Here is a 20073-nt window from a genome sequence, read left to right as displayed (position 1 = left end):
GCGCCCCCGAGTCCGTAGTTTCGAGATGTGGCCGCGAGGACGTCGGCCACGGACCACTCGAAGACCACGGAGGCGGCATGTCGGCCCGAACGCACACCCGGCCCCACCCGGCGACCCCGGGCCGCGTCGACATCCGTCTGCCCTGGTGGGCCCTGGCCCTGCCCACGCTCGCCTTCGTCACCCTGCTGCTCCTGATCCTCAATCCCGCCGACGCGCACGCCGCGGGCGGCGACCCGGCGATCACCCACGTCTTCGAGCAGGTCCAGCAGACAGTGCTGCACCGGGCGCCCTGAGTCACCGCACGTCCGGCCCGGCCCGCGCCGTCCGGGGGGACCTCATCACCCCTGGCGGGTGAGCACGTCAACTCCCAGCGCCCCATGGCGTGTTTCATGCGAAGCTGGAACGCATGAGCGTCGCAGACCCCCGCAGGATCATCCTCTTCCGGCATGCGAAAGCCGACTGGCCGCAGGTGGCCGACCACGAGCGGCCGCTCGCTGACCGGGGCCGCATGGACGCGGCCACCGCCGGACGCAAGCTGGCCGACACCGGCATCACCTTCGACCTGGCTCTCTGCTCCACCGCGATCCGGACCCGCGACACCTGGAAGCTCGCGGTCCACGAACTCGCGCACCGGCCGAAAACAGTCTATGAGGAGCGGCTCTACGAAGCCTCGCCCGGCGAGCTGATCGCCGTGCTCAACGAAACCCCCGACGACGCGCGCCAGGTGGTCCTCATCGGCCACAACCCCGGGGTGCACGGCCTCGCCGAGATCCTGGCCGGCCAGGCCGAGGGCGACGCCCGCACCCGGATGAACAGCAGGGGGTTCCCCGCCGCCGCCTTCGCGGTGCTCACCTTCGACGGCTCCTGGAAGACCCTGGAGCCCGGCGCGGCCACCCTCGTCGACTACTGGGCGCCGACGGAGTGACCCACCCCTCCTCGTGACGAAGGGGGGTCCGGCACAGGGTGCCGGACCCCCCTTCGTCATATCACCGGACGGGTCAGTGCTCGTCCGAGTGCATGTCCGCCGCCTCGACCTCTTCGCGGGTGACGCCCAGCAGATAGAGGACCGTGTCGAGGAACGGGAAGTTCACCGCCGTGTGCGCGGCCTCGCGCACCACCGGCTTCGCGTTGAACGCGACGCCGAGCCCGGCCGCGTTGAGCATGTCCAGGTCGTTGGCGCCGTCACCGATCGCCACGGTCTGCGCGAGCGGGACCCCCGCCTCGGCGGCGAACCGGCGCAGCAGCCGCGCCTTGCCCGCCCGGTCCACGATCTCGCCGGTGACCTTGCCGGTCAGCTTCCCGTCGACGATCTCCAGCGTGTTGGCCTGCGCGAAGTCGAGCCCGAGCCGTTCCTTCAGGTCGTCCGTGACCTGGGTGAACCCGCCCGACACGACGCCGACTTGGAAACCGAGCCGCTTCAGCGTACGGATGAGGGTGCGCGCGCCCGGCGTCAGCCGCACCTCCTCGCGCACCTTGTCCACCACGGAGGCGTCGAGCCCCTTGAGCAGGGCCACGCGCGCGTGCAGCGACTGCTCGAAGTCCAGCTCCCCGCGCATCGCCGCCGCCGTCACCTCGGCGACCTCGGCCTCGCAGCCCGCGTGCGCCGCGAAGAGCTCGATCACCTCGTCCTGGATGAGCGTCGAGTCCACGTCCATGACGACCAGACGCTGGGCCCTGCGGTGCAGTCCGGCCGCGACGACCGCGATGTCGACACCGAGCGCCGCCGCCTCCGTCACCAGCGCGGTGCGCAGCGCCTCGGTCTCCGTGCCGGACACGGCGAATTCGACGGCGGTCACCGGGTACTTGGCGAGCCGGAAGATGCGGTCGATGTTGCCGCCGGACTTCGTGATCCGCGCGGCGATCGCGGCGGTCGACTCCGCGGTCAGCGGATGCCCGAGCACCGTGACGAGCGAACGTCCGAGCCCACGGGGCCGGTTGTCGCCGTGACCGGAGATGATCTCCGCCTGCATCTTCATCGACTCCGCCCAGCTGTGGACGGTGGCCCGCAGATCACCCTCGAGCCCGACGTGCGGCTCGGTCACGAGCGCGCACAGCACGATCCGGCCACGGGTGACGACCTGCTCGATGTCGACCACGTCGACGGAGTAGGCGGCGAGGGTGTCGAAGAGTCCGGCGGTGATGCCCGGCCGGTCCTTGCCGAAGATCTTGACGAGGAGAGTGGGGACGTCGGAGGTCTGCGAAGCGCTCATGGTGCTTCCACCGTATCCGGCACCGAGTGCCTTGCGCCTTCCTGGTCCGCCTGGCGGACGGCGAACACTGGATGTCACCTGAGTGGCGCGCTCATGACCGCCCGCCGACGCCGTACTCCCCTCACGCGGGCACGGCCCCCGCACCCAGCGGGAACGGGGCGTGTCCGTCGCACGCCCTCGCGCGGCGCGCGTCTGTCAGCGTCCTCCGCGGGGTCGGCGCGGAGGGGGTGTCCCCTCGTCCGGAGGCGGCGGCGGGGGAGGCGGCGGGGTTCCGCCCAGCCCCTGCCCGCCCGGCCGGGGCCGACGCGGGGGCGGCGGCCCGATGGGCCCGACCACCGTCGGCGCACCGTACACATCGCCGGGCGCCGGTCCGCTCCCCGGCGTCCGCGTGTCCTCGGAGGTCGGTCCGCCGTCCCGCGGCCCCGCTCCCCGCGAGGTCGGTCCGCCGTCCCTGGGTCCGGCTCCCCGCGAGGGCTGTCCACCGCGTCCCGGTGCCGTGCCCGGCGCGGGCCCCCGCGCCCTCGGGCCACCCGGCCTCCGCAACTCCTCCGGCAGCTGAAGATAGGGATTCGTGTCCGGGTTCGGCGGCCGGTAGGAGGCCTGCGGGCGGTACGGCCCGGACTCCCCGGCGGGCACGGCGTACTCGGCCACGGCCACCGGGTGAGCTCCGAAGTCACCCAGTGCCAAAGACGCGGCCCGTCGTCCCGCGGCACCGCTCGCGTACGCCAGCAGCGCCCCGGCCGCGCCCGCACCCGCGCCCCACGCGGCGCCGAGCAGCAGCGCGATGCCCAGGCGCCCGTGCAACTCGATCCCCGCGCCGAACGCGTCGAAGCCGAGCACCGACAGCGAGGCGTCCGCGGACACCTCCGTCAGCCACGCCATCAGGGGCAGTGCGGCCGCGGTCACCACCGCGAGCGGAAGAGCGCAGCGCCCTGCGAAGGAGAGAGCACCCCCGCCCCGTACGTCTGCGGCAGCCGCGCCTCCCGCGTCGGCGGCAGCCGGCTCCCGTACAAAAGGCGTACGCGTCGCCGTCAGGACGCCCGCGAACAGCATCATGAGGGCGGTCGCGACACCCAGCAGCCACACGCGTCCGTCGAGTTCGGCGAGACGGCCCAGGGTGACGGGCCGACCGGAGTCGACACTGAGCAACCGGTCCAGCGGGTCGGGGAGCAGCTTGGCGAGTTCGCCCGTGGCCCTGCCGTCCCACGGCACGAAGAGGCCGACGGGCACGCCGAGCCACACGCCGTTGGGCGCACCGAGCAGGGCGGCCCCGGCGATCCGCTTGGGGTGGTCGTCGCCGATCGCCGCGTACGCCGCCGCGGCGAGCCCTGCCAGGACGGCGACCAGCAGCACCGTGACGAGCGCGGAGGCGGCCGGCCGCACCACGCGGTGCACGGCCTCCCAGCCGCGCGGCAGCGGTGTGCGCCGCGAGGCCAGCAGGGCGATCACCAGGACCCCGGCCGCCCACGCCGCACCGCCCAGCAGTGTGGGCACCGTGTCGACGGTGAACCCCACGGCCGCCTTCGCGTCGACCAGGTCGCCGATCTTGTCGGGGAGCAGTCCGCCCAGGTCGCCCAGCCCGCCGGGGAGTTTGTCGGTGATGTCGCCGAGTCCGCCCCCACCCGCGACCCGGTCGAGCCCGAGCTTGCTCCCGTCGATCGTGATGACGTCATGACCGGCCCAGGCGAGACCGCCCAGCGTGGCGACGAAGAGCACCACCACCGAGGCCCCGCGCGCGAGGAGTTCGGACGGAGCGATCACAACTCCCGCCCCGCGCAAAGACCTCAGGAAGAACCAGGCCAGCAGCAGCGCACCGACCAGGCCCACACCCAGCGGTGTGATCTGGATCGCGGTGTGCGCCTCCGCCCCCTTCAGACCGAAGGCCGACACGTCGCCCGACGGCTTGACCGCGCCGTTAGCCCCAAGTGCCACCACCGCCGCGGTCATCGGCCCCAGCGAGCCCGCCGAGTCCGCCCCGAGCAGATGCAGACCGAGCGCGGCCGTACCGGCCATGCCGATCAACGCCCAGCTCACGGAGGCGATCGCGGACAGTGCCACGTCTCCCCACGGCACGCTCCTGGTGCCTGCCTCGTGATCCGCGGTCCCGATGCTCATCGTCAGACCCCCCGATCCGCGCCGCGGCGATCCACCGCGGATGTCCCCCTCGCGTGGGATTACCACTCTCCGGGCCGGTTTCAACCCCGTCAACGGAAACGGGCAACCCGCCCGTACTCATCCTTCACAAGGCCCGACTTTCGGTCAGGGGGCTCCTACTGAAATAGTTCCCCACGATGTTCGACATCCCTAGACTCCCTGTGATGGGGGTAACTCGGGGGACAACTCAGTGGGGCATGGAGTGCCGGAACTCGTACTGGAATTGAATGGACGGACCTGGACGCTCGATGCGTCCAGGCCACACACCCTCGGACGCGATCCGCAGGGGGACATCGTGCTCGACGACGCCAGGGTGTCCTGGCGTCACGCCACGATCAGCTGGGGCGGCCGCAGTTGGGTCATCGAGGACCACGGCAGCACCAACGGCACATTCGTGCAGGGCCAGCGGATCCACCAGATGGAGATCGGCCCGGGCTCGGCCGTGCACCTCGGCAACGCGACCGACGGGCCGCGCCTGAACGTGTCGGGTGCCGCCGCCTCGGTCGCGCAGCCCCAACAGCAGCCGTACGCCGCGCAGGGCGCGAGCCCCGGCTGGGCTCAGCAGCCGCAGCAGCAGGCGCCCGACCAGAGCTGGCAGCAGCCGCAGCAGTCGGCACCGAGCGTGCCGCAGCAGCAGGGACCCGGTGGAGCCGCGGGGGCGCCGCCGGTCTACGGCGACCGCAGCCCGACGACCTTCCACCAGTTCTCGCTCGGCCGCGTGATGCGCATCGGCCGTGCGCTGGAGAACGAGCTGGTCGTCTCCGACCTCCAGGTCTCGCGCCACCACGCTGAGTTCCACGCGACGCCCGACGGCCGCTTCGAGATCCGTGACCTCGGCTCGCACAACGGCACGTACGTCAACGGTATGCCGATCGCCAAGGGCGGTTCGGCGCTGCTCGGCCCGAACGACATCGTCGGTGTCGGCCACTCGACGTTCCGCCTCGTCGGCGACCGCCTCGAGGAGTTCGTCGACACCGGTGAGGTCTCCTTCTCGGCCCGCCACCTGACCGTGACGGTCGACGGCGGCAAGCAGATCCTCAAGGACGTCTCCTTCGGCGTGCCGGAGAAGTCGCTCATCGCGGTCATCGGCCCGTCCGGTTCCGGCAAGTCGACGCTGCTGAAGGCGCTCACCGGCTACCGCCCCGCCAACCAGGGCGACGTTCTCTACGACAACCGGAACCTGTACAAGCAGTTCGCCGAGCTGCGTCAGCGCATCGGTCTGGTCCCGCAGGACGACATCCTGCACAAGGAACTGACCGTCAAGAAGGCCCTCAAGTACGCGGCCAAGCTGCGCTTCCCCGCGGACACCACGACCGAGGAGCGCGAGGCCCGCATAGACGAGGTGCTGCGCGAGCTGAAGCTGGACATCCACAAGGAGAAGAAGGTCACCTCCCTCTCCGGTGGCCAGCGCAAGCGTGTCTCGGTGGCCCTGGAGCTGCTCACCAAGCCGTCGCTGATCTTCCTGGACGAGCCGACCTCCGGCCTCGACCCGGGCATGGACCGTGACGTCATGCAGCTGCTGCGCGGCCTCGCCGACGACGGCCGTACGGTCCTCGTCGTCACGCACTCCGTGGCCGAGCTGGCGATCTGCGACAAGCTCCTCGTCATGGCGCCCGGCGGCTCCGTGGCCTACTTCGGCCCGCCGGAGGAGGCGCTGAACTTCTTCGGCTACGACACCTGGGCCGATGTGTTCTCCGCCTTCGAGAACTACCGCGACTACGACTGGGCGGGCCGCTGGAAGGGCTCGCAGCACTACCAGATGTACGCCGCGGACATCGACGCGGTCGCCCCGCAGTCGACGCAGATGCCGCCGCCGCAGGCGATGAAGCCGCCGAAGCCGCAGAGCTGGGGCTCCCAGCTGATGACTCTGATCCGCCGCTATGTCTCGGTGATCGCCTCCGACAAGGGCTTCCTGGCGCTGACGGTGATCCTGCCGGCGGTGCTGGGCGCGGTGAGCCTGCTCATCGACTCGGACAAGACGCTGCTGGTCAACCCGATCATCACGAAGGGCGGCTTCCACGTCGCCAACGGCACGGCCACGACGGTGCTCCTCATCCTCGCGGTCGGCGCGTGCTTCGCCGGCGCCGCCAACTCCGTCCGCGAGCTGATCAAGGAGCGGGTGATCTACGAGCGGGAGCGCGCGACGGGTCTGTCACGTTCCGCGTATCTCATGTCCAAGGTCATCGTCCTCGGCGTGATCACCATGCTGCAGGGTGCCTTGATCGGCGCCATCGGCTTCGGCAGCCGCACGGTCCCGAAAGAGGGCCTGATCCTGACGAGCCTGCCCAAGGTCGAACTCACCATCCCGATCATGGCCCTCGGCTTCGCGTCGATGATGTTCGGCCTGGTGATCTCCTCGCTGGTGAAGACCGCCGAGAAGACCATGCCGCTGCTGGTCATGTTCGCGATCGTCCAGGTCGTCTTCACCGGCTGTCTGTTCATCCTGAACGGCACGCCCGGCGTCAACCAGTTCTCGTACCTGATGCCGGCCCGCTGGGCTGTCGCCGCCTCCGGTACCACGCTGGACTTCAACAACATCTTCCCGAACCAGGACGACCCGAGCAGCACGGACCCGCTGTGGGACCACACGGCCGGGGCCTGGACCCTGGACATGGTCGCCCTGATCGTCCTCGGCGTGCTCTGCGGCTTCTTCGTGGCCCGCTTCCTGCGCCGCCACGAGCCCGAGGTCATGCGCAAGTAGTCGCGCGGACCGGCCGCCCGCAGTCGTGCGGACCGGCCGGCACGGGCGAAGGGCGGCACCCCGACCGGGGTGCCGCCCTTCGGCGTCTGCGTGGGAGCTCCGCGCCAAGCCCTCAGTAGGCGCTGTTGACGTTGTCCATCGAGCCGTACTTGTCGGCCGCGTAGTTGGCGGCGGCGGTGATGTTGGCGACCGGGTCGTAGATGTTCCACGAGGTGCCGGACACGTGGTACGCGTTGAAGGTCGGCTGGATGACCTGCAGCAGACCCTTCGACGGGATGCCGTTGATCGCGTTGATGTCCCAGCCGTTGATGGCGTTCGGGTTGCCCGAGGACTCCCGCATGATGTTGCGGTACAGGCCGTTGTAGGTGCCCGGGATGCCGTGCTTGGCCATGATCGAGAGGGACTTGCGGATCCAGCCGTCGAGGTTGTTGGCGTAGGTCGTCGCGGCGACCGTCTGGACGTGGATCGGCGCGGAGCGGCCGGCGGCCAGCGTCGTCACACGGGATTCCGCGGCCTGCTGCGTCGCGAGAGCCTGGGCCTCGGCCTTGTCGGCGGCGGCCTTCTTCGAGGCGGCGGCGACGGCGACGGCCTTCTGCTTCGCGGCGATGTCCTGGGTCTTCAGGTCCTTGGCGGCCAGCTGGTCGGTGATGCTGGCCTTGACGTCCTTGATCTGGGTCTCGCTGTAGGCGACCGGAGCCGCGGCGACGGCGGCGTCGGTCGCGGTGGTCCCCGAGTGACCCGGTGCCAGCGAGAACGCGAGGGCAGCGGCGCCGAGGGTGGCGACACCTGCGATCGAGAGCTTGCGGACCTGGGTCAGCTTCGGACTATGTCCAGGAGTGGTGTTGTTCTTGGGCATGGCTGATGGACCTCTTCGAATAGCGCGGAGGTCGCTCGGGGCCCGGTGGGGGACAAATCATTTCCGGAACGAACACCGTGGGGCGAAACCCTCGGTGCTGAGCGACGGAGGCAATTCTTAGCGGCCGCAAAATCCTGTGGCAAAGGTGTGACGTACGAAGCCGGGTAGTGGAGCCGTAACGGGCAAATCGGGGCAGACTGACACGTCTGCCCCGCTCACCGCGTCCTGTTTATCTCCTATGCTCCCTCGTACGTGATGTGCGCCCTATGTGCGGGCTCACACCGGTCCCTCCCCGATGTCACCAACAGTTGCCGGAGCAATGCCGAGAGCGAGCGCTCTCCTCGGGGAGGATGAGGTGGACGTCCCCGAACTCGTGCCAGAGGTACCGCCCGCGCAGCGCCTGGTCGTAACTGCTGTCGAGCGCGGCGCGGCCCGCGATCGCCTCCAGCATCAGAAGATGCGAGGCCTCGGGCTCGTGCAGCCCGGTCAGCAGCCCGTCGACGACCCGCACCCCGCGCTCCGGGGTCACCACCAGATCGGTCCAGCCCGTCGCCGCCCGCACCACCCCGTCGGTGCCGGTCGCGGACTCGACGGCACGCACCGCGGTCGTGCCGATCGCGATGATCCGGCCCCCGCCGGCCTTCGCCGCGTTGATCAGCCGGGCCGACGCCTCCGGCACCTCGTACCTCTCCGGATACGGCGGCTCGTGGGACTCCGCCGACGCCACCCCCGTGTGCAGAGTGATCGGCGCGAACTGCACGCCCCGGCTCACCAGCTCCGCCACCAGCCGAGAGGTGAAGGGCCGCGCCGCGCTCGGCATCTCCGCACTGCCCGCGCCGTCGGCGGACGGCAGCGCGAACACCGTCTGGTACACGGACAGCGGCTGGTCCCTGTCCGTGTAGGAGTAACGGATGGGCCGCCCGTGCCGCCGCAGCAGCCCCTGGACGTCGGCCTCCGACACCCGCCCCCACCACAGCCGCGGGCTCCGCGAGGTCAGCGGCTCCTCCAGGACGAGCCGTACGTCCCCGGGCAGAGACACCTCTGTACCCGCAGGCCCGCCCGCCCGCGCGCGCGTAGTACCAGCACCGTCGGGATCCCGCAGCTCGACGGCCCACCGCCCGTCGTCCCCTCGCGTGGAGAAGTGGACGACCACGCGCGCGTCCCCCACCCGCCCGTCCACCGCCGCCGCCAGGGTGGCGGAGGTGTTGACCACGAGCAGGTCACCCGCCTTGAGTTCCCGGGGCAGCTCCACGAATTCGTGATGCGACACCTCTGTACCGCGCGACACCAGCAGCCGCACCGAGTCCCGGTCCAGACCGGGACCGCGCTGCTCGGCCGGCACCCGGGCCGACAACTCCTCCGGAACCTGCACCGCCGTCGTCATCGCTCCTCCAGGAGGGCCGGAGCGGAGTAGCGCCCACTGGCCGGCCGTTCGTCGATCAGTCGCAGAAAGGCAGGAACCACGCTGTCCGGTGCCGGCCGTGGATCGTCGTCCTCCGGTACGGCCGCCGCGTACAGGTCCGTACCCATGTCCCCGGGGTCGACGGCCCAGACCCGAAGACCGGGCTCCTCCTCGCCGAGGACCGCCGACAGATGGTCGAGCGCCGCCTTGGACGCGCCGTAGCCGCCCCACGTCTCGTACGCCTCGGCGGCGGCGTCCGAGCTGATGTCGACGACCGTGCCCGCCTCCGCGGCCCGGAGCAGCGGCAGCGCCTCCTGGACCAGGCCCAGCGCGGCCACCACATTGACCTCCAGCGCCTGCCGCAGCCCGTCCAGCGTCAGGTCCTCCAGACGCACCAGCGGCTCGGCGCCGAGCGCGCTCGCGTTGTTCACCAGCAGATCGACACCCCCGAGCTTGCGGGCCGCCGCCACCAGCTCCGCGCGGTGCCCCGCGTCCGTGACGTCCCCGGGCAGAGCCTCGACACGGGTCCCGTACGCGGACAGTGCCACCGCGGTCTCCTCCAGAACCCCGGCCGTCCTGGCGTCGAGCACCAGGTCCCAGCCGCGCTCCGCCAGGGCCGCACCGAGCGCCCGCCCCAGCCCCTTCGAAGCCCCCGTGATGATCGCTACCGGCATGACAACCGTCCCCTCATCCCTTGACCGCCTTTCCCGGCGGGTGTCTTCAAGGTAGGAACCGGGCCCACCCCGGCGCCTCGTGCGCGGGCCGCAATGATCGGGGTTCCTTCGTCCTAGGCCCACCGGCCTAGGCGGGGGCCACCACAGGTCCGATACGCGCCGTCACACCCCGCCGGTACCTTGAGGTCATGAGCCAAGGACCCCGTTCCGGCCTGTCCGCGGTGAGCTCCGCGCTGCTGGCCATGAGCAGGCACCTCGAGGTGCGCGACGTCCTCAAGACGATCGTCGCCTCGGCCCGTGAGCTGCTCGACGCGCAGTACGCGGCGCTCGGCGTGCCCGACGACCACGGCGGCTTCGCCCAGTTCGTCGTCGACGGCGTCAGCGACGCACAGTGGAAGGCCATCGGCCCGCTCCCGCGCCAGCACGGCATCCTCGCCGCCATGCTCCACGAGGCCCGCCCGGAACGCCTCGCCGACGTGCGCAAGGACCCCCGCTTCGAGGGCTGGCCCTCCGCCCACCCGAACATGTCCGACTTCCTGGGCCTGCCCATCCGCGACGGGGACGAGGTCATCGGCGCACTGTTCCTCGCCAACAAGGTGCGCCCCTCCGAGGGCCGCGGACAGGACGTCCCGGCCCCCCGGGCGGGCGGCGGCTGCGGATTCACCGAGGACGACGAGGAACTGCTCACGATCCTCGCCCAGCACGCGGCGATCGCCCTGACCAACGCCCGCCTGTACGAGCGCAGCCGCGAGCTCACCATCGCCGAGGAGCGGTCCCGGCTCGCCCATGAACTGCACGACGCGGTCAGCCAGAAGCTGTTCTCCCTGCGCCTCACCGCGCAGGCGGCAGCCGCACTCGTCGACCGCGACCCGTCACGCGCCAAGGGCGAACTCCAGCAGGTGGCCGCGCTCGCCGCGGAGGCGGCGGACGAACTGCGCGCCGCCGTGGTCGAGTTGCGCCCCACCGCGCTCGACGAGGACGGCCTGGTCGCCACCCTGCGCAATCAGATCCAGGTCCTCGACCGTGCCCACTCGGCACGGGTCGGGTTCTCCAGCCGCGGGGTCCGGGCGCTGCCCGCGGCCCAGGAGGAGGCCCTGCTGCGCGTCGCCCAGGAGGCCCTGCACAACGCGCTGCGGCACTCCGGCGCCGCCCGGGTCGACGTCACCCTGGAGAAGCACGGCCAGGGTGCCGTCCTGCGCGTCACCGACGACGGCAGCGGTTTCGAACCCGCCGCGATACGCAGCGCCGGCCGCCACCTCGGACTGGTGTCGATGCGCGACCGGGCAAGCGGGGTCGGCGGCAACCTCACCGTGGAATCGGCGCCCGGAAAGGGCACCACGATCGAGATGGAGGTCCCTGGTGGCTGACGCAATCAAGGTGCTGCTCGTCGACGACCACCAAGTGGTCCGCCGCGGTCTGCGCACCTTCCTCGAAGTACAGGACGACATCGAGGTCGTGGGAGAGGCCTCCGACGGTGCCGAAGGGGTCGAGCGCGCCGAGGAGTTGAAACCCGACGTCGTCCTCATGGACGTCAAGATGCCCGGCATGGACGGCATCGACGCGCTGCGCAGGCTCCGCGAACTCGCCAACCCGGCACGGGTGCTGATCGTCACCAGCTTCACCGAGCAGCGCACCGTCGTGCCCGCCCTGCGCGCCGGAGCCGCCGGCTATGTGTACAAGGACGTGGACCCGGACGCCCTGGCCGGCGCCATCCGCTCCGTGCACGCCGGACACATCCTGCTGCAACCCGAGGTGGCGGGCGCCCTGTTGTCCCAGGACGAGGCGAACTCGGGTCAGGGAAGGGGCGGTTCGCTCACCGAGCGGGAGCGTGAGGTGCTCGGCCTGATCGCGGACGGCCGCTCCAACCGGGAGATCGCCCGCGCCCTCGTCCTGTCCGAGAAGACGGTGAAGACCCATGTCTCGAACATCCTGATGAAACTCGACCTCGCCGACCGGACCCAGGCCGCGCTCTGGGCCGTGCGGCACGGCGTCGGGGGCTGAGGCCTGGGCCGGTCACCAGGGAGAGAGCGCTCCGGCGCACCTCCCCGGTCGGTCGGTGCCCGGCAATTCGGAGGGTTCCGCTCCGGGATGAGATTCATACCGTCGTGTGTATGTCCCCCGAATGGCGCATCCTCCGTGGATCTCCGCCGTTCTCCAGTGCGTGCCGCGGCGACCCGCCGCGGTGATCGCCAGGAGGGGTTGAAGAAGTGAAGAACCTGAAGAAGGCCACGGCAGTCGCGATGGTGGCCGGCGGCCTGGTCGCCGCGGGAGCCGGCATGGCCTCCGCCACCGACGGTGCGTGGGCGGGCGGCAAGGCCGCGGGCTCCCCGGGTGTCGTCTCGGGCAACCTCGTCCAGGTCCCGGTGCACGTCCCGGTGAACGCGGTCGGCAACACGGTGAACGTGATCGGCGCCCTGAACCCGGCCTTCGGCAACCTCGGTATCAACCACTGAGGCCCGCACCGGACCGTTCGTGACCACCGGCCTTCCAGGGTTCCCTGGGAGGCCGGTCAGGTTGTCGACTGATCAGTTGACTGGCCCGATCGGGCCTTTCGTCGCGGCATCCCGTGCCGCGTCGGGCGTCCTCGCGTTGCTCAGCGTACGACCCTCGGCCGGGTCGGATAAGCGAACGCAGGAGGAACGTTTTTTATGAAGATCGCCAAGAAGGCAGCCCTGGCCCTCACCATCGCCGGGATCGCCGCGGGCGCCTCGGCCGGTGCCGCCGTCGCCGACTCGGGTGCCGAAGGCGCTGCCGCGCAGTCCCCGGGCGTCGCCTCGGGCAACACCGTGCAGGTCCCCGTCCACGTCCCCGTGAACGTGTCCGGCGACAGCGTGAACGTCATCGGTCTCCTGAACCCGGCCTTCGGCAACCAGGCCGTCAACGACTGATCCGTACGGTCGCCAAGGGCCCCGCGCCGGAAGCGCGCGGGGCCCTTCGCATGCCCGGGAGCGCCGGCCCGCCGGGCCGGGAGCGTCGGCCCCGGCGTCCCGCGGGCCGTGGGCGTTCGCGCGCCGCGCACGCCGCTGCGCGGGGGCATGAGCGCTCCCGGACCGTGCACGCTCCTGTCCCGCGCGATGTGAGCGCTCCCGCGCGGCGCAGGCTCCTTCCGTGTCCCCGGGGCTCCCTTCGCGCGGGGGCGCGACTCGGGAACCCGGGCCGTGCCCTGCGCAGCGGGGCCGCTCGGGCCCCCAGCCCGCCCGGACCCCGCACAGCCCCCGGGCCCGCTGCAGGCCCCCCGGCACCTCCGGCTCGGGCCCGCTCACCGCCCCCGCACTGCTCCGGTTCGGTGCCGCGCACCGAGCCCCCGGAGTCTCCCGCTCACCCCGGCGGGCAGGCCCCCCGCGCCGCCCCCAGGACGCTCACCGAGCCCCCCGCTCCCGCTCCTCCACGAAGGCGTTGTACGCGGCCACCTGCGCCCGTCGGGCCGTCCGCTCCACCGGGCGCAGCGCGAGGGAGCGTGCGCCGATCTCCGAGGCGCTCACCGCTCCGCCGTGGCCGTTCTCGTAGGCGACGGAGATCAGCAGCCCCACCCGCTGGGCGAGCTCCAGCACGCGCACGGCGCGCGGCGGATAACCGGGAGCGAGCACTTCGCGACCACGCTCGGCACGCGCCCGGTACGCGTCGATCGCCGCCTCCGCGACCGGCCCCGACCCGGCCACGTCCAGCCGCGACAACACCTCGGTCGCCTCGCGCAGCGCCTCCGCCAGCTCCCGCTCCGCCTCGCCGAGGGACGGCACGTCGGCGGGCGGCGCCTCCCGCACGGCGAGACAGTGCCAGAGGACCTCGACGTGCACATCGCCTTCGGGCCCGGCCTCGTACACCTCGGGCACGAGCCCGAGCGCCGCGCCGTGACAGACGATGGCCTCCTCGGCGTCGAGGGCGCGCGCGTTGAACTCCGGCGGACCGCTCAGCCCGAGCGGATGGCCCGGCGCCGGCAGCGCGACCCGCAGTCCCGTCACGCCGAGCGCGCGGAGCCGTCCGAGGGCGAGCGTCAGGCCCACCGGCCCGGACTCGCCGGGCAGCCCCTCGACCCGGTGCACGGCGTCCTCCCCGACGACGGCGAGCACCGCGTCGTCCGGTGAAACAAGTCCGGCCAAAAGGGCATTTCCCCATGCGGCCAGTCGTCCTGAGCGTGGTTCCGAGAGCATGCCTCCACCCTAAGGACCGACCGATGGATTGGAGCGGCCGACCGGTGGCGTAGGTTTTCCCTGGGGGCTGCGTCGACAGACGTCAGCGACGGCCGAGACTGCAATGGGAGACAACGCGCTCATGAGCGATGTACTGGAGCTGGAGGACGTGTCCGTGGTCCGCGAGGGCCGGGCTCTGGTGGACCAGGTCTCCTGGTCGGTCAAGGAGGGCGAGCGCTGGGTCATCCTCGGCCCGAACGGCGCCGGAAAGACGACCCTTCTGAACGTCGCCTCCAGCTACCTCTTCCCCAGCCAGGGCACCGCCACCATCCTCGGCGAGACCCTCGGGAAGGTCGACGTCTTCGAACTGCGCCCGCGCATCGGCGTGGCCGGCATCGCCATGGCGGAGAAGCTCCCCAAGCGTCAGACCGTCCTGCAGACCGTGCTGACCGCCGCCTACGGCATGACCGCCGGCTGGCACGAGGACTACGAGGACGTCGACGAGCAGCGCGCCCGCGCCTTCCTCGACCGGCTCGGCATGAGCGACTACCTGGACCGCAGGTTCGGCACGCTCTCCGAGGGCGAGCGCAAGCGCACCCTGATCGCCCGCGCCCTGATGACCGACCCCGAGCTGCTGCTGCTCGACGAGCCTGCCGCGGGCCTCGACCTGGGCGGCCGTGAGGACCTCGTACGCCGCCTCGGCCGCCTCGCCCGCGACCCGATCGCCCCCTCCATGATCATGGTCACCCACCACGTCGAGGAGATCGCGCCCGGCTTCACCCACGTCCTGATGATCCGTCAGGGCAAGGTCCTCGCCGCCGGTCCGCTGGAGCTCGAACTCACCTCGCGCAACCTCTCGCTCTGCTTCGGACTCCCGCTCGTCGTCGAGCAGGTCGGCGAGCGCTGGACGGCGCAGGGCCTCCCGATGGCCTGAGCACCCGACCCGAGCACTCGGACGCGCCCCGTGGGCCGCGTGTCCCGGTTGATCGTGCGCCCTGTCCGCCGAGGGCACGCGGTCCTACCATGACCGTGTGAACGACATCAACGCATGGGTGTGGTGGCTGGTCGCCGCGGCCGGACTCGGCATCCCGCTGGTCGTGACCGCGATGCCGGAGTTCGGCATGCTCGCCGTGGGCGCAGTCGCCGCCGCGGCTGCGTCCGGCCTCGGCGGCGGTGTCGTCGTCCAGGTCCTCGTCTTCGCCGTCGTCTCGGTCGCCCTCATCTCCGTGGTGCGGCCCATCGCGGCCCGGCACCGTGCCCAGCAGCCTCAACTGGCCACGGGCGTGGAAGCATTGAAGGGGAAACAGGCCGTCGTCATGGAGCGGATCGACGGCTCCGGCGGTGGCAGGATCAAGCTCGCCGGGGAGATCTGGTCCGCACGCGCCCTCGACGCCGGACAGTCCTACGAGGTAGGCCAGGAAGTGGACGTCGTGGACATCGAAGGAGCTACGGCGATCATCATGTGACCTCGTACGACGCAAGTGAACCGAACGCCCCACGTGGCAGACGGCGGTCTGTCAGACTCGTCCAGCAAGATCTTCAACAACCATAAGATCTTTCGGAATCACCGAGGCGGAGAAGGGTACGGGGAGCAACGATGGAACCGATCATCATCGTCCTGATCATTCTGGTGGTGCTGGTCTTCATCGCCCTGATCAAGACCATCCAGGTCATCCCACAGGCGAGCGCCGCCATCGTCGAGCGCTTCGGCCGCTACACACGCACACTGAACGCCGGCCTGAACATCGTCGTCCCGTTCATCGACTCCATCCGCAACCGCATCGACCTGCGAGAACAGGTCGTGCCGTTCCCGCCGCAGCCGGTGATCACCCAGGACAACCTGGTCGTCAACATCGACACCGTCATCTACTACCAGGTCACCGACGCCCGGGCCGCGACGTACGAGGTCGCCAGCTACATCCAGGCGATCGAGCAGCTCACCGTCACCACGTTGCGCAACATCATCGGCGGCATGGACCTGGAGCGCACGCTGACCTCCCGCGAGGAGATCAACGCGGCCCTGCGCGGCGTCCTCGACGAGGCCACCGGCAAGTGGGGCATCCGCGTCAACCGCGTCGAGCTCAAGGCCATCGAGCCGCCCACCTCCATCCAGGACTCGATGGAGAAGCAGATGCGCGCCGACCGTGACAAGCGCGCCGCGATCCTCACCGCCGAAGGCATCCGGCAGTCCCAGATCCTCACCGCGGAAGGTGAGAAGCAGTCCGCGATCCTGCGCGCCGAAGGTGAGGCCAAGGCCGCCGCACTGCGCGCCGAGGGCGAGGCCCAGGCCGTCCGTACGGTCTTCGAGGCGATCCACGCCGGAGACCCGGACCAGAAGCTCCTCTCCTACCAGTACCTCCAGATGCTCCCGAAGATCGCCGAAGGCGACGCCAACAAGCTCTGGATCGTGCCCAGCGAGATCGGCGACGCCCTCAAGGGACTCAGCGGCGCCATGGGCAACTTCGGTGCCATGGGCGGCGGTTCGGGCAACGGCGGCACGCCGGGCGGCTCCGGCGGCGGCACGGAGCGCCGCGAGAAGCCGTCCATCACCGACTGACCCCTCCGCATACGGCGATGGGGCCCACCTCCACGAGGGAGGTGGGCCCCATCGCCGTATGCGGCCACGGGCCGCGCCGCACGGATCAGGCGGCCGGCTGCACCAGCCACTGGGGCAGTGCGTCGAAGTCGTCCTGCCCGAGCGCCAGCAGCATCGCGTCCGCCGGCGTCGGCTCGAACGGCTGCCGCAGCAGCGGCATGCCCGCCTGCTCCGGCGTACGGTCCGCCTTGCGGTGATTGTCCACCGCACACGAGGCGACCGTGTTCAGCCACGAGTCCTGGCCACCCTGCGCCCGCGGCACCACGTGGTCCACGGTCGTCGCCCGGTGCCCGCAGTACGCGCACCTGTGCCGGTCCCGGACCAGCACACCCCGCCTCGACCACGGGGCTTGTCTTCGGAAGGGCACCCGGACGTAGCGGCAGAGCCTGATCACCCGGGGCACGGGTATGTCCAGGTCGGCTCCGCGCATGCGCAGCTCGGGGTGGGCCTGCTCGACGACCGCCTTGTCCTGCAGCACCAGAACGACGGCTCGGTTCAACGTCACCGTCGACAGCGGCTCAAAGCTCGCGTTGAGTACCAGCGTGTCCCGCATCCAGCCCACCTCCTGTGCGCACCGGCCCACCCCCCTGGCGGGCTGGATCAACTCTGGCCGGGCACGCCGAGATGGACAACGCAATAAAAAATGCCCGCCCCTGATCACTTCCAAGACCAGAGGCGGGCAAACGTTCAATGAACGTCAGTCTTCGACACCGCGAGGTGCCTCACGCGGGAGCGGCGTACTCACCGATCAGCTGGGCGCGCCCCAGCGTGTGGAACCGCAGATTGAAGCCCACCACGGCGGGCGACACGTCCGAGTCAGGACCGAGCTTCTCCTGATCGACGGCGTAGACCGTGAACACATACCGGTGAGCCGGGTCCCCGGACGGCGGCGCCGCACCGCCGAAGTCCTTCGAGCCGTAGTCGTTGCGCACGTGCACCGCGCCCTCGGGCAGGCCCTCGAACTTGCCGGTACCCGCACCCGTGGGCAGCTCCGTGACCGACACCGGGATGTCGAACAGGACCCAGTGCCAGAACCCGCTCCCCGTCGGTGCGTCCGGGTCGTAGCAGGTCACGGCGAAACTCTTGGTCTCCGGCGGGAAACCCTCCCAGCGCAGCTGCGGAGAGGTGTTCCCCGCCGCGTGGACCTGAGCGTCCTTGAGCGTCGCACCCGGCTCGACGTCCTCGCTCGTGACCGTGAACGCCGGCACGGGCGGATGGAAGTCATGGGGGAGCGGCGGCCGCTTGAGCTCGGTCACCTCGGTACCTCCTGATCGGTTCCTGGTTGGTTGCCGGGCGGTTCCAGAAGCGGAATCTCCCGACCCGAGCCTAGAACCAGCTGCGCTTGCTGCCGACCTCCGACAGCCACTGGTTCAGGTAGGCCGCCCAGTCCGTGCTCTGGTAGTCGTGCAGCCCCACCTGGAAGGAGCGGAACGAGTCGCTGCCCTCGCTGAAGAGGCCCGGCTTCTTGTCCATCTCCAGCACGACGTCCATCGCGTGCTCGTCCGCGACGAAGCTCAACTCCACCTGGTTCAGACCGCGGTACTGCGACGGCGGGTAGAACTCGACCTCCTGGTAGAACGGCAGCTTCTGCCGCGTCCCCCGGATGTGACCGCGCTCCATGTCCGCGGTCTTGAAGCGGAAGCCCAGCTGGATGAACGCGTCCAGGATCGCCTTCTGCGCCGGCAGCGGGTGCACGTTGATCGGGTCCAGGTCGCCCGAGTCGATGGCGCGCGCGATCTCCAGCTCCGTCACCACGCCGATGTTCATCCCGCGCAGGCTCTGCCCGTCGATCATGGTGACCGGCGTCTCCCACGGGATCTCCAGACCGAACGGCACCGCGTGCACCGCGCCGGCCTGGAGCTCGAAGGCGCCGCCGAGGCGCACCTTCGTGAAGACGATGTCCTGCTTGTACTCCTGGTCGTCGTGGCCCTCGACCTCGACCCGGGCCTGCAGACCGACGGACAGGCCCTCGATGGACTGGTTGACCGACCCGCCCTGGATCCGCACCTCTCCCTGGACGACGCCGCCCGGGACGGTGTTGGCCTCCGTCAGCACCGTCTCGACCGAAGCGCCACCGGCACCCATGCTCGCGAGCAGCCGCTTGAACCCCATGTCACTACCTCCCCAGGCAACGCCTGTTCCGTCCTGATGTCCGTCTGGATTCCTTGATCCCTACAAACGCGATCCAGCCGCGGCCGGTTCCGTGCCCACACTTTTCCAAGGAGGAGAGCACCTGACCACCCCGTCGACGAGCATCCGCCCGTACCGGCCCAGGACCGCTCCCGGCTCCCGTCCCGGTTCCTGGACTACGCTCGTACGCCATGATCGTGGCCCCTGACCGTACGCCTCTCACGCGCGACTTCTTCGACCGCCCCGTACTGGACGTCGCCCCCGACCTCCTGGGGCGCATCCTCGTGCGCTCCACCCCGGACGGTCCGATCGAGCTCCGCATCACGGAGGTGGAGGCGTACGACGGCCCGAACGACCCCGGCTCACACGCCTATCGCGGCCGCACGGCCCGCAACGGAGTGATGTTCGGTCCGCCCGGCCATGTGTACGTCTACTTCACCTACGGCATGTGGTTCTGCATGAACCTGGTGTGCGGTCCCGGTGACAGGCCCAGCGCCGTCCTCCTCCGGGCCGGCGAGATCACCGAGGGCGTCGACCTGGCGCGCAAACGTCGAATCTCGGCCCGCAATGACAAGGAACTGGCCAAAGGGCCGGCGCGCCTCGCCACGGCCCTCGGGGTGGACCGTGCGCTCGACGGCACCGACGCCTGCGGCCCCGAAGGCTCCCCGCTGACCCTGCGCGCGGGCACGCCCGTCCACTCCGACCAGGTACGGAACGGTCCCCGCACCGGTGTGTCCGGCGACGGCGGAGTCCACCCTTGGCGCTTCTGGATCGCCAACGACCCTACGGTGAGCCCTTATCGGGCCCATACGCCCCGTCGGCGCTCAACTTGACGCGTCCCTGGGGGATCCGTAATGTAGCCCGAGCCGCTTGAACCGGGTACGGCGTTCAGCCAGCAGCCGGAAGCGGCCAACCCACTACCTACGACTCCCCTTCAGCGGGGGCGAATTCGGCGTGTCTGCATGCCCGAATTCGAACTCGCGCAACTCGATTATGAGTGGACGCGGGAATCGGTTAACGTAGTGAATGTCGAAAGGCCGCTGGGCGAAAGCCCTCAAAGGCCTGAAGACAACCCGCCGACAGGGAATCGGACACGAAAGAGTCTGATAGAGTCGGAGTCGCCGGAAAGGGAAACGCGAAAGCGAGAACCTGGAAAGCACCGAGGAAATCGGATCGGAAAGATCTGATAGAGTCGGAAACGCAAGACCGAAGGGAAACTGCCC

At 70.5% G+C, this 20073-nt stretch carries 20 protein-coding genes; 11 read left to right on the top strand and 9 right to left on the bottom strand.

All coding sequences use genetic code 11. From position 1 onward, the window contains the following. Window positions 1-77: 77 nt before the first annotated feature. Window positions 78-293 (top strand): hypothetical protein, encoded by a 216-nt coding sequence (locus tag BKI49_RS07340; RefSeq protein ID WP_095933371.1) that lies wholly within the window; start codon window positions 78-80, stop codon window positions 291-293. A gap of 113 nt (window positions 294-406) precedes the next feature. Then, window positions 407-925 carry a SixA phosphatase family protein gene (locus BKI49_RS07335; protein ID WP_095933370.1) on the top strand — a complete coding sequence of 173 codons (519 nt, stop codon included), beginning with the start codon at window positions 407-409 and terminating at the stop codon, window positions 923-925. Window positions 926-998: 73 nt separating this feature from the next. Here the strand turns inward: BKI49_RS07335 and serB are convergent, their stop codons facing one another. Beyond that, on the bottom strand, window positions 999-2210 hold the full coding sequence (serB, locus tag BKI49_RS07330) for a phosphoserine phosphatase SerB (protein ID WP_095933369.1): 1212 nt from the start codon (window positions 2208-2210) through the stop codon (window positions 999-1001). 195 nt (window positions 2211-2405) lie between these two features. After that, window positions 2406-4325 carry a streptophobe family protein gene (locus tag BKI49_RS07325; protein WP_095933368.1) on the bottom strand — a complete coding sequence of 640 codons (1920 nt, stop codon included), beginning with the start codon at window positions 4323-4325 and terminating at the stop codon, window positions 2406-2408. 241 nt (window positions 4326-4566) lie between these two features. Between BKI49_RS07325 and BKI49_RS07320 the strand changes: the two genes are divergently transcribed. Beyond that, a complete protein-coding gene (locus BKI49_RS07320; RefSeq protein WP_095933367.1) occupies window positions 4567-7065 on the top strand; it encodes an ABC transporter ATP-binding protein/permease in 2499 nt (832 codons plus the stop codon). A 112-nt stretch (window positions 7066-7177) separates the two neighbouring features. Here the strand turns inward: BKI49_RS07320 and BKI49_RS07315 are convergent, their stop codons facing one another. From BKI49_RS07315 to BKI49_RS07305, 3 genes are all read right to left on the bottom strand, one after another. Then, window positions 7178-7921, bottom strand: a complete 744-nt coding sequence (locus tag BKI49_RS07315; RefSeq protein WP_095933366.1) for a transglycosylase SLT domain-containing protein — start codon at window positions 7919-7921, stop codon at window positions 7178-7180. 298 nt (window positions 7922-8219) lie between these two features. Beyond that, the gene (locus tag BKI49_RS07310; protein WP_095933365.1) at window positions 8220-9305 is read right to left on the bottom strand and encodes an S-adenosylmethionine:tRNA ribosyltransferase-isomerase; all 1086 of its coding nucleotides are present in this window, start codon (window positions 9303-9305) and stop codon (window positions 8220-8222) included. Beyond that, window positions 9302-9997 carry an SDR family NAD(P)-dependent oxidoreductase gene (locus BKI49_RS07305; RefSeq protein WP_095933364.1) on the bottom strand — a complete coding sequence of 232 codons (696 nt, stop codon included), beginning with the start codon at window positions 9995-9997 and terminating at the stop codon, window positions 9302-9304. Before BKI49_RS07305 ends, BKI49_RS07310 begins: the two co-directional genes overlap by 4 nt. A gap of 188 nt (window positions 9998-10185) precedes the next feature. Here BKI49_RS07305 and BKI49_RS07300 point away from each other — a divergent pair, with 188 nt between their 5' ends. The 4 genes from BKI49_RS07300 (at window position 10186) to BKI49_RS07285 (ending at window position 12885) form a co-directional block, all read left to right on the top strand. Beyond that, window positions 10186-11364: a GAF domain-containing sensor histidine kinase gene (locus BKI49_RS07300; RefSeq protein WP_095933363.1), complete on the top strand. Its 1179-nt coding sequence runs from the start codon at window positions 10186-10188 to the stop codon at window positions 11362-11364. Beyond that, entirely contained in the window at window positions 11357-11998 is a 642-nt protein-coding gene (locus BKI49_RS07295; protein WP_095933362.1) for a response regulator, read from the top strand. Before BKI49_RS07300 ends, BKI49_RS07295 begins: the two co-directional genes overlap by 8 nt. A gap of 206 nt (window positions 11999-12204) precedes the next feature. Further along, entirely contained in the window at window positions 12205-12450 is a 246-nt protein-coding gene (locus tag BKI49_RS07290) for a chaplin (RefSeq protein WP_095933361.1), read from the top strand. A 195-nt stretch (window positions 12451-12645) separates the two neighbouring features. Then, a complete protein-coding gene (locus BKI49_RS07285; RefSeq protein WP_095933360.1) occupies window positions 12646-12885 on the top strand; it encodes a chaplin in 240 nt (79 codons plus the stop codon). A gap of 471 nt (window positions 12886-13356) precedes the next feature. On the opposite strand, the gene BKI49_RS07280 is transcribed toward BKI49_RS07285, so the two are convergent. Next, window positions 13357-14145 (bottom strand): hypothetical protein, encoded by a 789-nt coding sequence (locus BKI49_RS07280; RefSeq protein WP_095933359.1) that lies wholly within the window; start codon window positions 14143-14145, stop codon window positions 13357-13359. Window positions 14146-14266: 121 nt separating this feature from the next. On the opposite strand from BKI49_RS07280, the gene BKI49_RS07275 reads away from it, so the two are divergent. From BKI49_RS07275 to BKI49_RS07265, 3 genes are all read left to right on the top strand, one after another. After that, a complete protein-coding gene (locus tag BKI49_RS07275; RefSeq protein ID WP_095933425.1) occupies window positions 14267-15058 on the top strand; it encodes an ABC transporter ATP-binding protein in 792 nt (263 codons plus the stop codon). Window positions 15059-15155: 97 nt separating this feature from the next. After that, the gene (locus tag BKI49_RS07270; RefSeq protein WP_095933358.1) at window positions 15156-15590 is read left to right on the top strand and encodes an NfeD family protein; all 435 of its coding nucleotides are present in this window, start codon (window positions 15156-15158) and stop codon (window positions 15588-15590) included. Window positions 15591-15721: 131 nt separating this feature from the next. After that, complete coding sequence (locus tag BKI49_RS07265; protein WP_028803269.1) at window positions 15722-16681, top strand: SPFH domain-containing protein; 960 nt, start codon at window positions 15722-15724, stop codon at window positions 16679-16681. 85 nt (window positions 16682-16766) lie between these two features. Here the strand turns inward: BKI49_RS07265 and BKI49_RS07260 are convergent, their stop codons facing one another. The 3 genes from BKI49_RS07260 to BKI49_RS07250 form a co-directional block, all read right to left on the bottom strand. Next, window positions 16767-17273, bottom strand: coding sequence for an HNH endonuclease (locus tag BKI49_RS07260; protein WP_095933357.1), 507 nt, complete (start codon window positions 17271-17273; stop codon window positions 16767-16769). Window positions 17274-17442: 169 nt separating this feature from the next. After that, window positions 17443-17976, bottom strand: a complete 534-nt coding sequence (locus BKI49_RS07255; RefSeq protein WP_095933356.1) for a YbhB/YbcL family Raf kinase inhibitor-like protein — start codon at window positions 17974-17976, stop codon at window positions 17443-17445. 70 nt (window positions 17977-18046) lie between these two features. Further along, window positions 18047-18832 (bottom strand): sporulation protein, encoded by a 786-nt coding sequence (locus tag BKI49_RS07250; protein WP_095933355.1) that lies wholly within the window; start codon window positions 18830-18832, stop codon window positions 18047-18049. A 209-nt stretch (window positions 18833-19041) separates the two neighbouring features. On the opposite strand from BKI49_RS07250, the gene BKI49_RS07245 reads away from it, so the two are divergent. Beyond that, entirely contained in the window at window positions 19042-19683 is a 642-nt protein-coding gene (locus BKI49_RS07245) for a DNA-3-methyladenine glycosylase (RefSeq protein ID WP_095933354.1), read from the top strand. Window positions 19684-20073 lie beyond the last annotated feature (390 nt).

Source organism: Streptomyces sp. Tue6028 (genome assembly GCF_002300165.1).
Taxonomy (GTDB): Bacteria; Actinomycetota; Actinomycetes; order Streptomycetales; family Streptomycetaceae; genus Streptomyces; species Streptomyces siamensis.
Note: the sequence above shows the minus strand (reverse complement) of the source record. Positions and strands in the feature narration are given on the sequence as shown.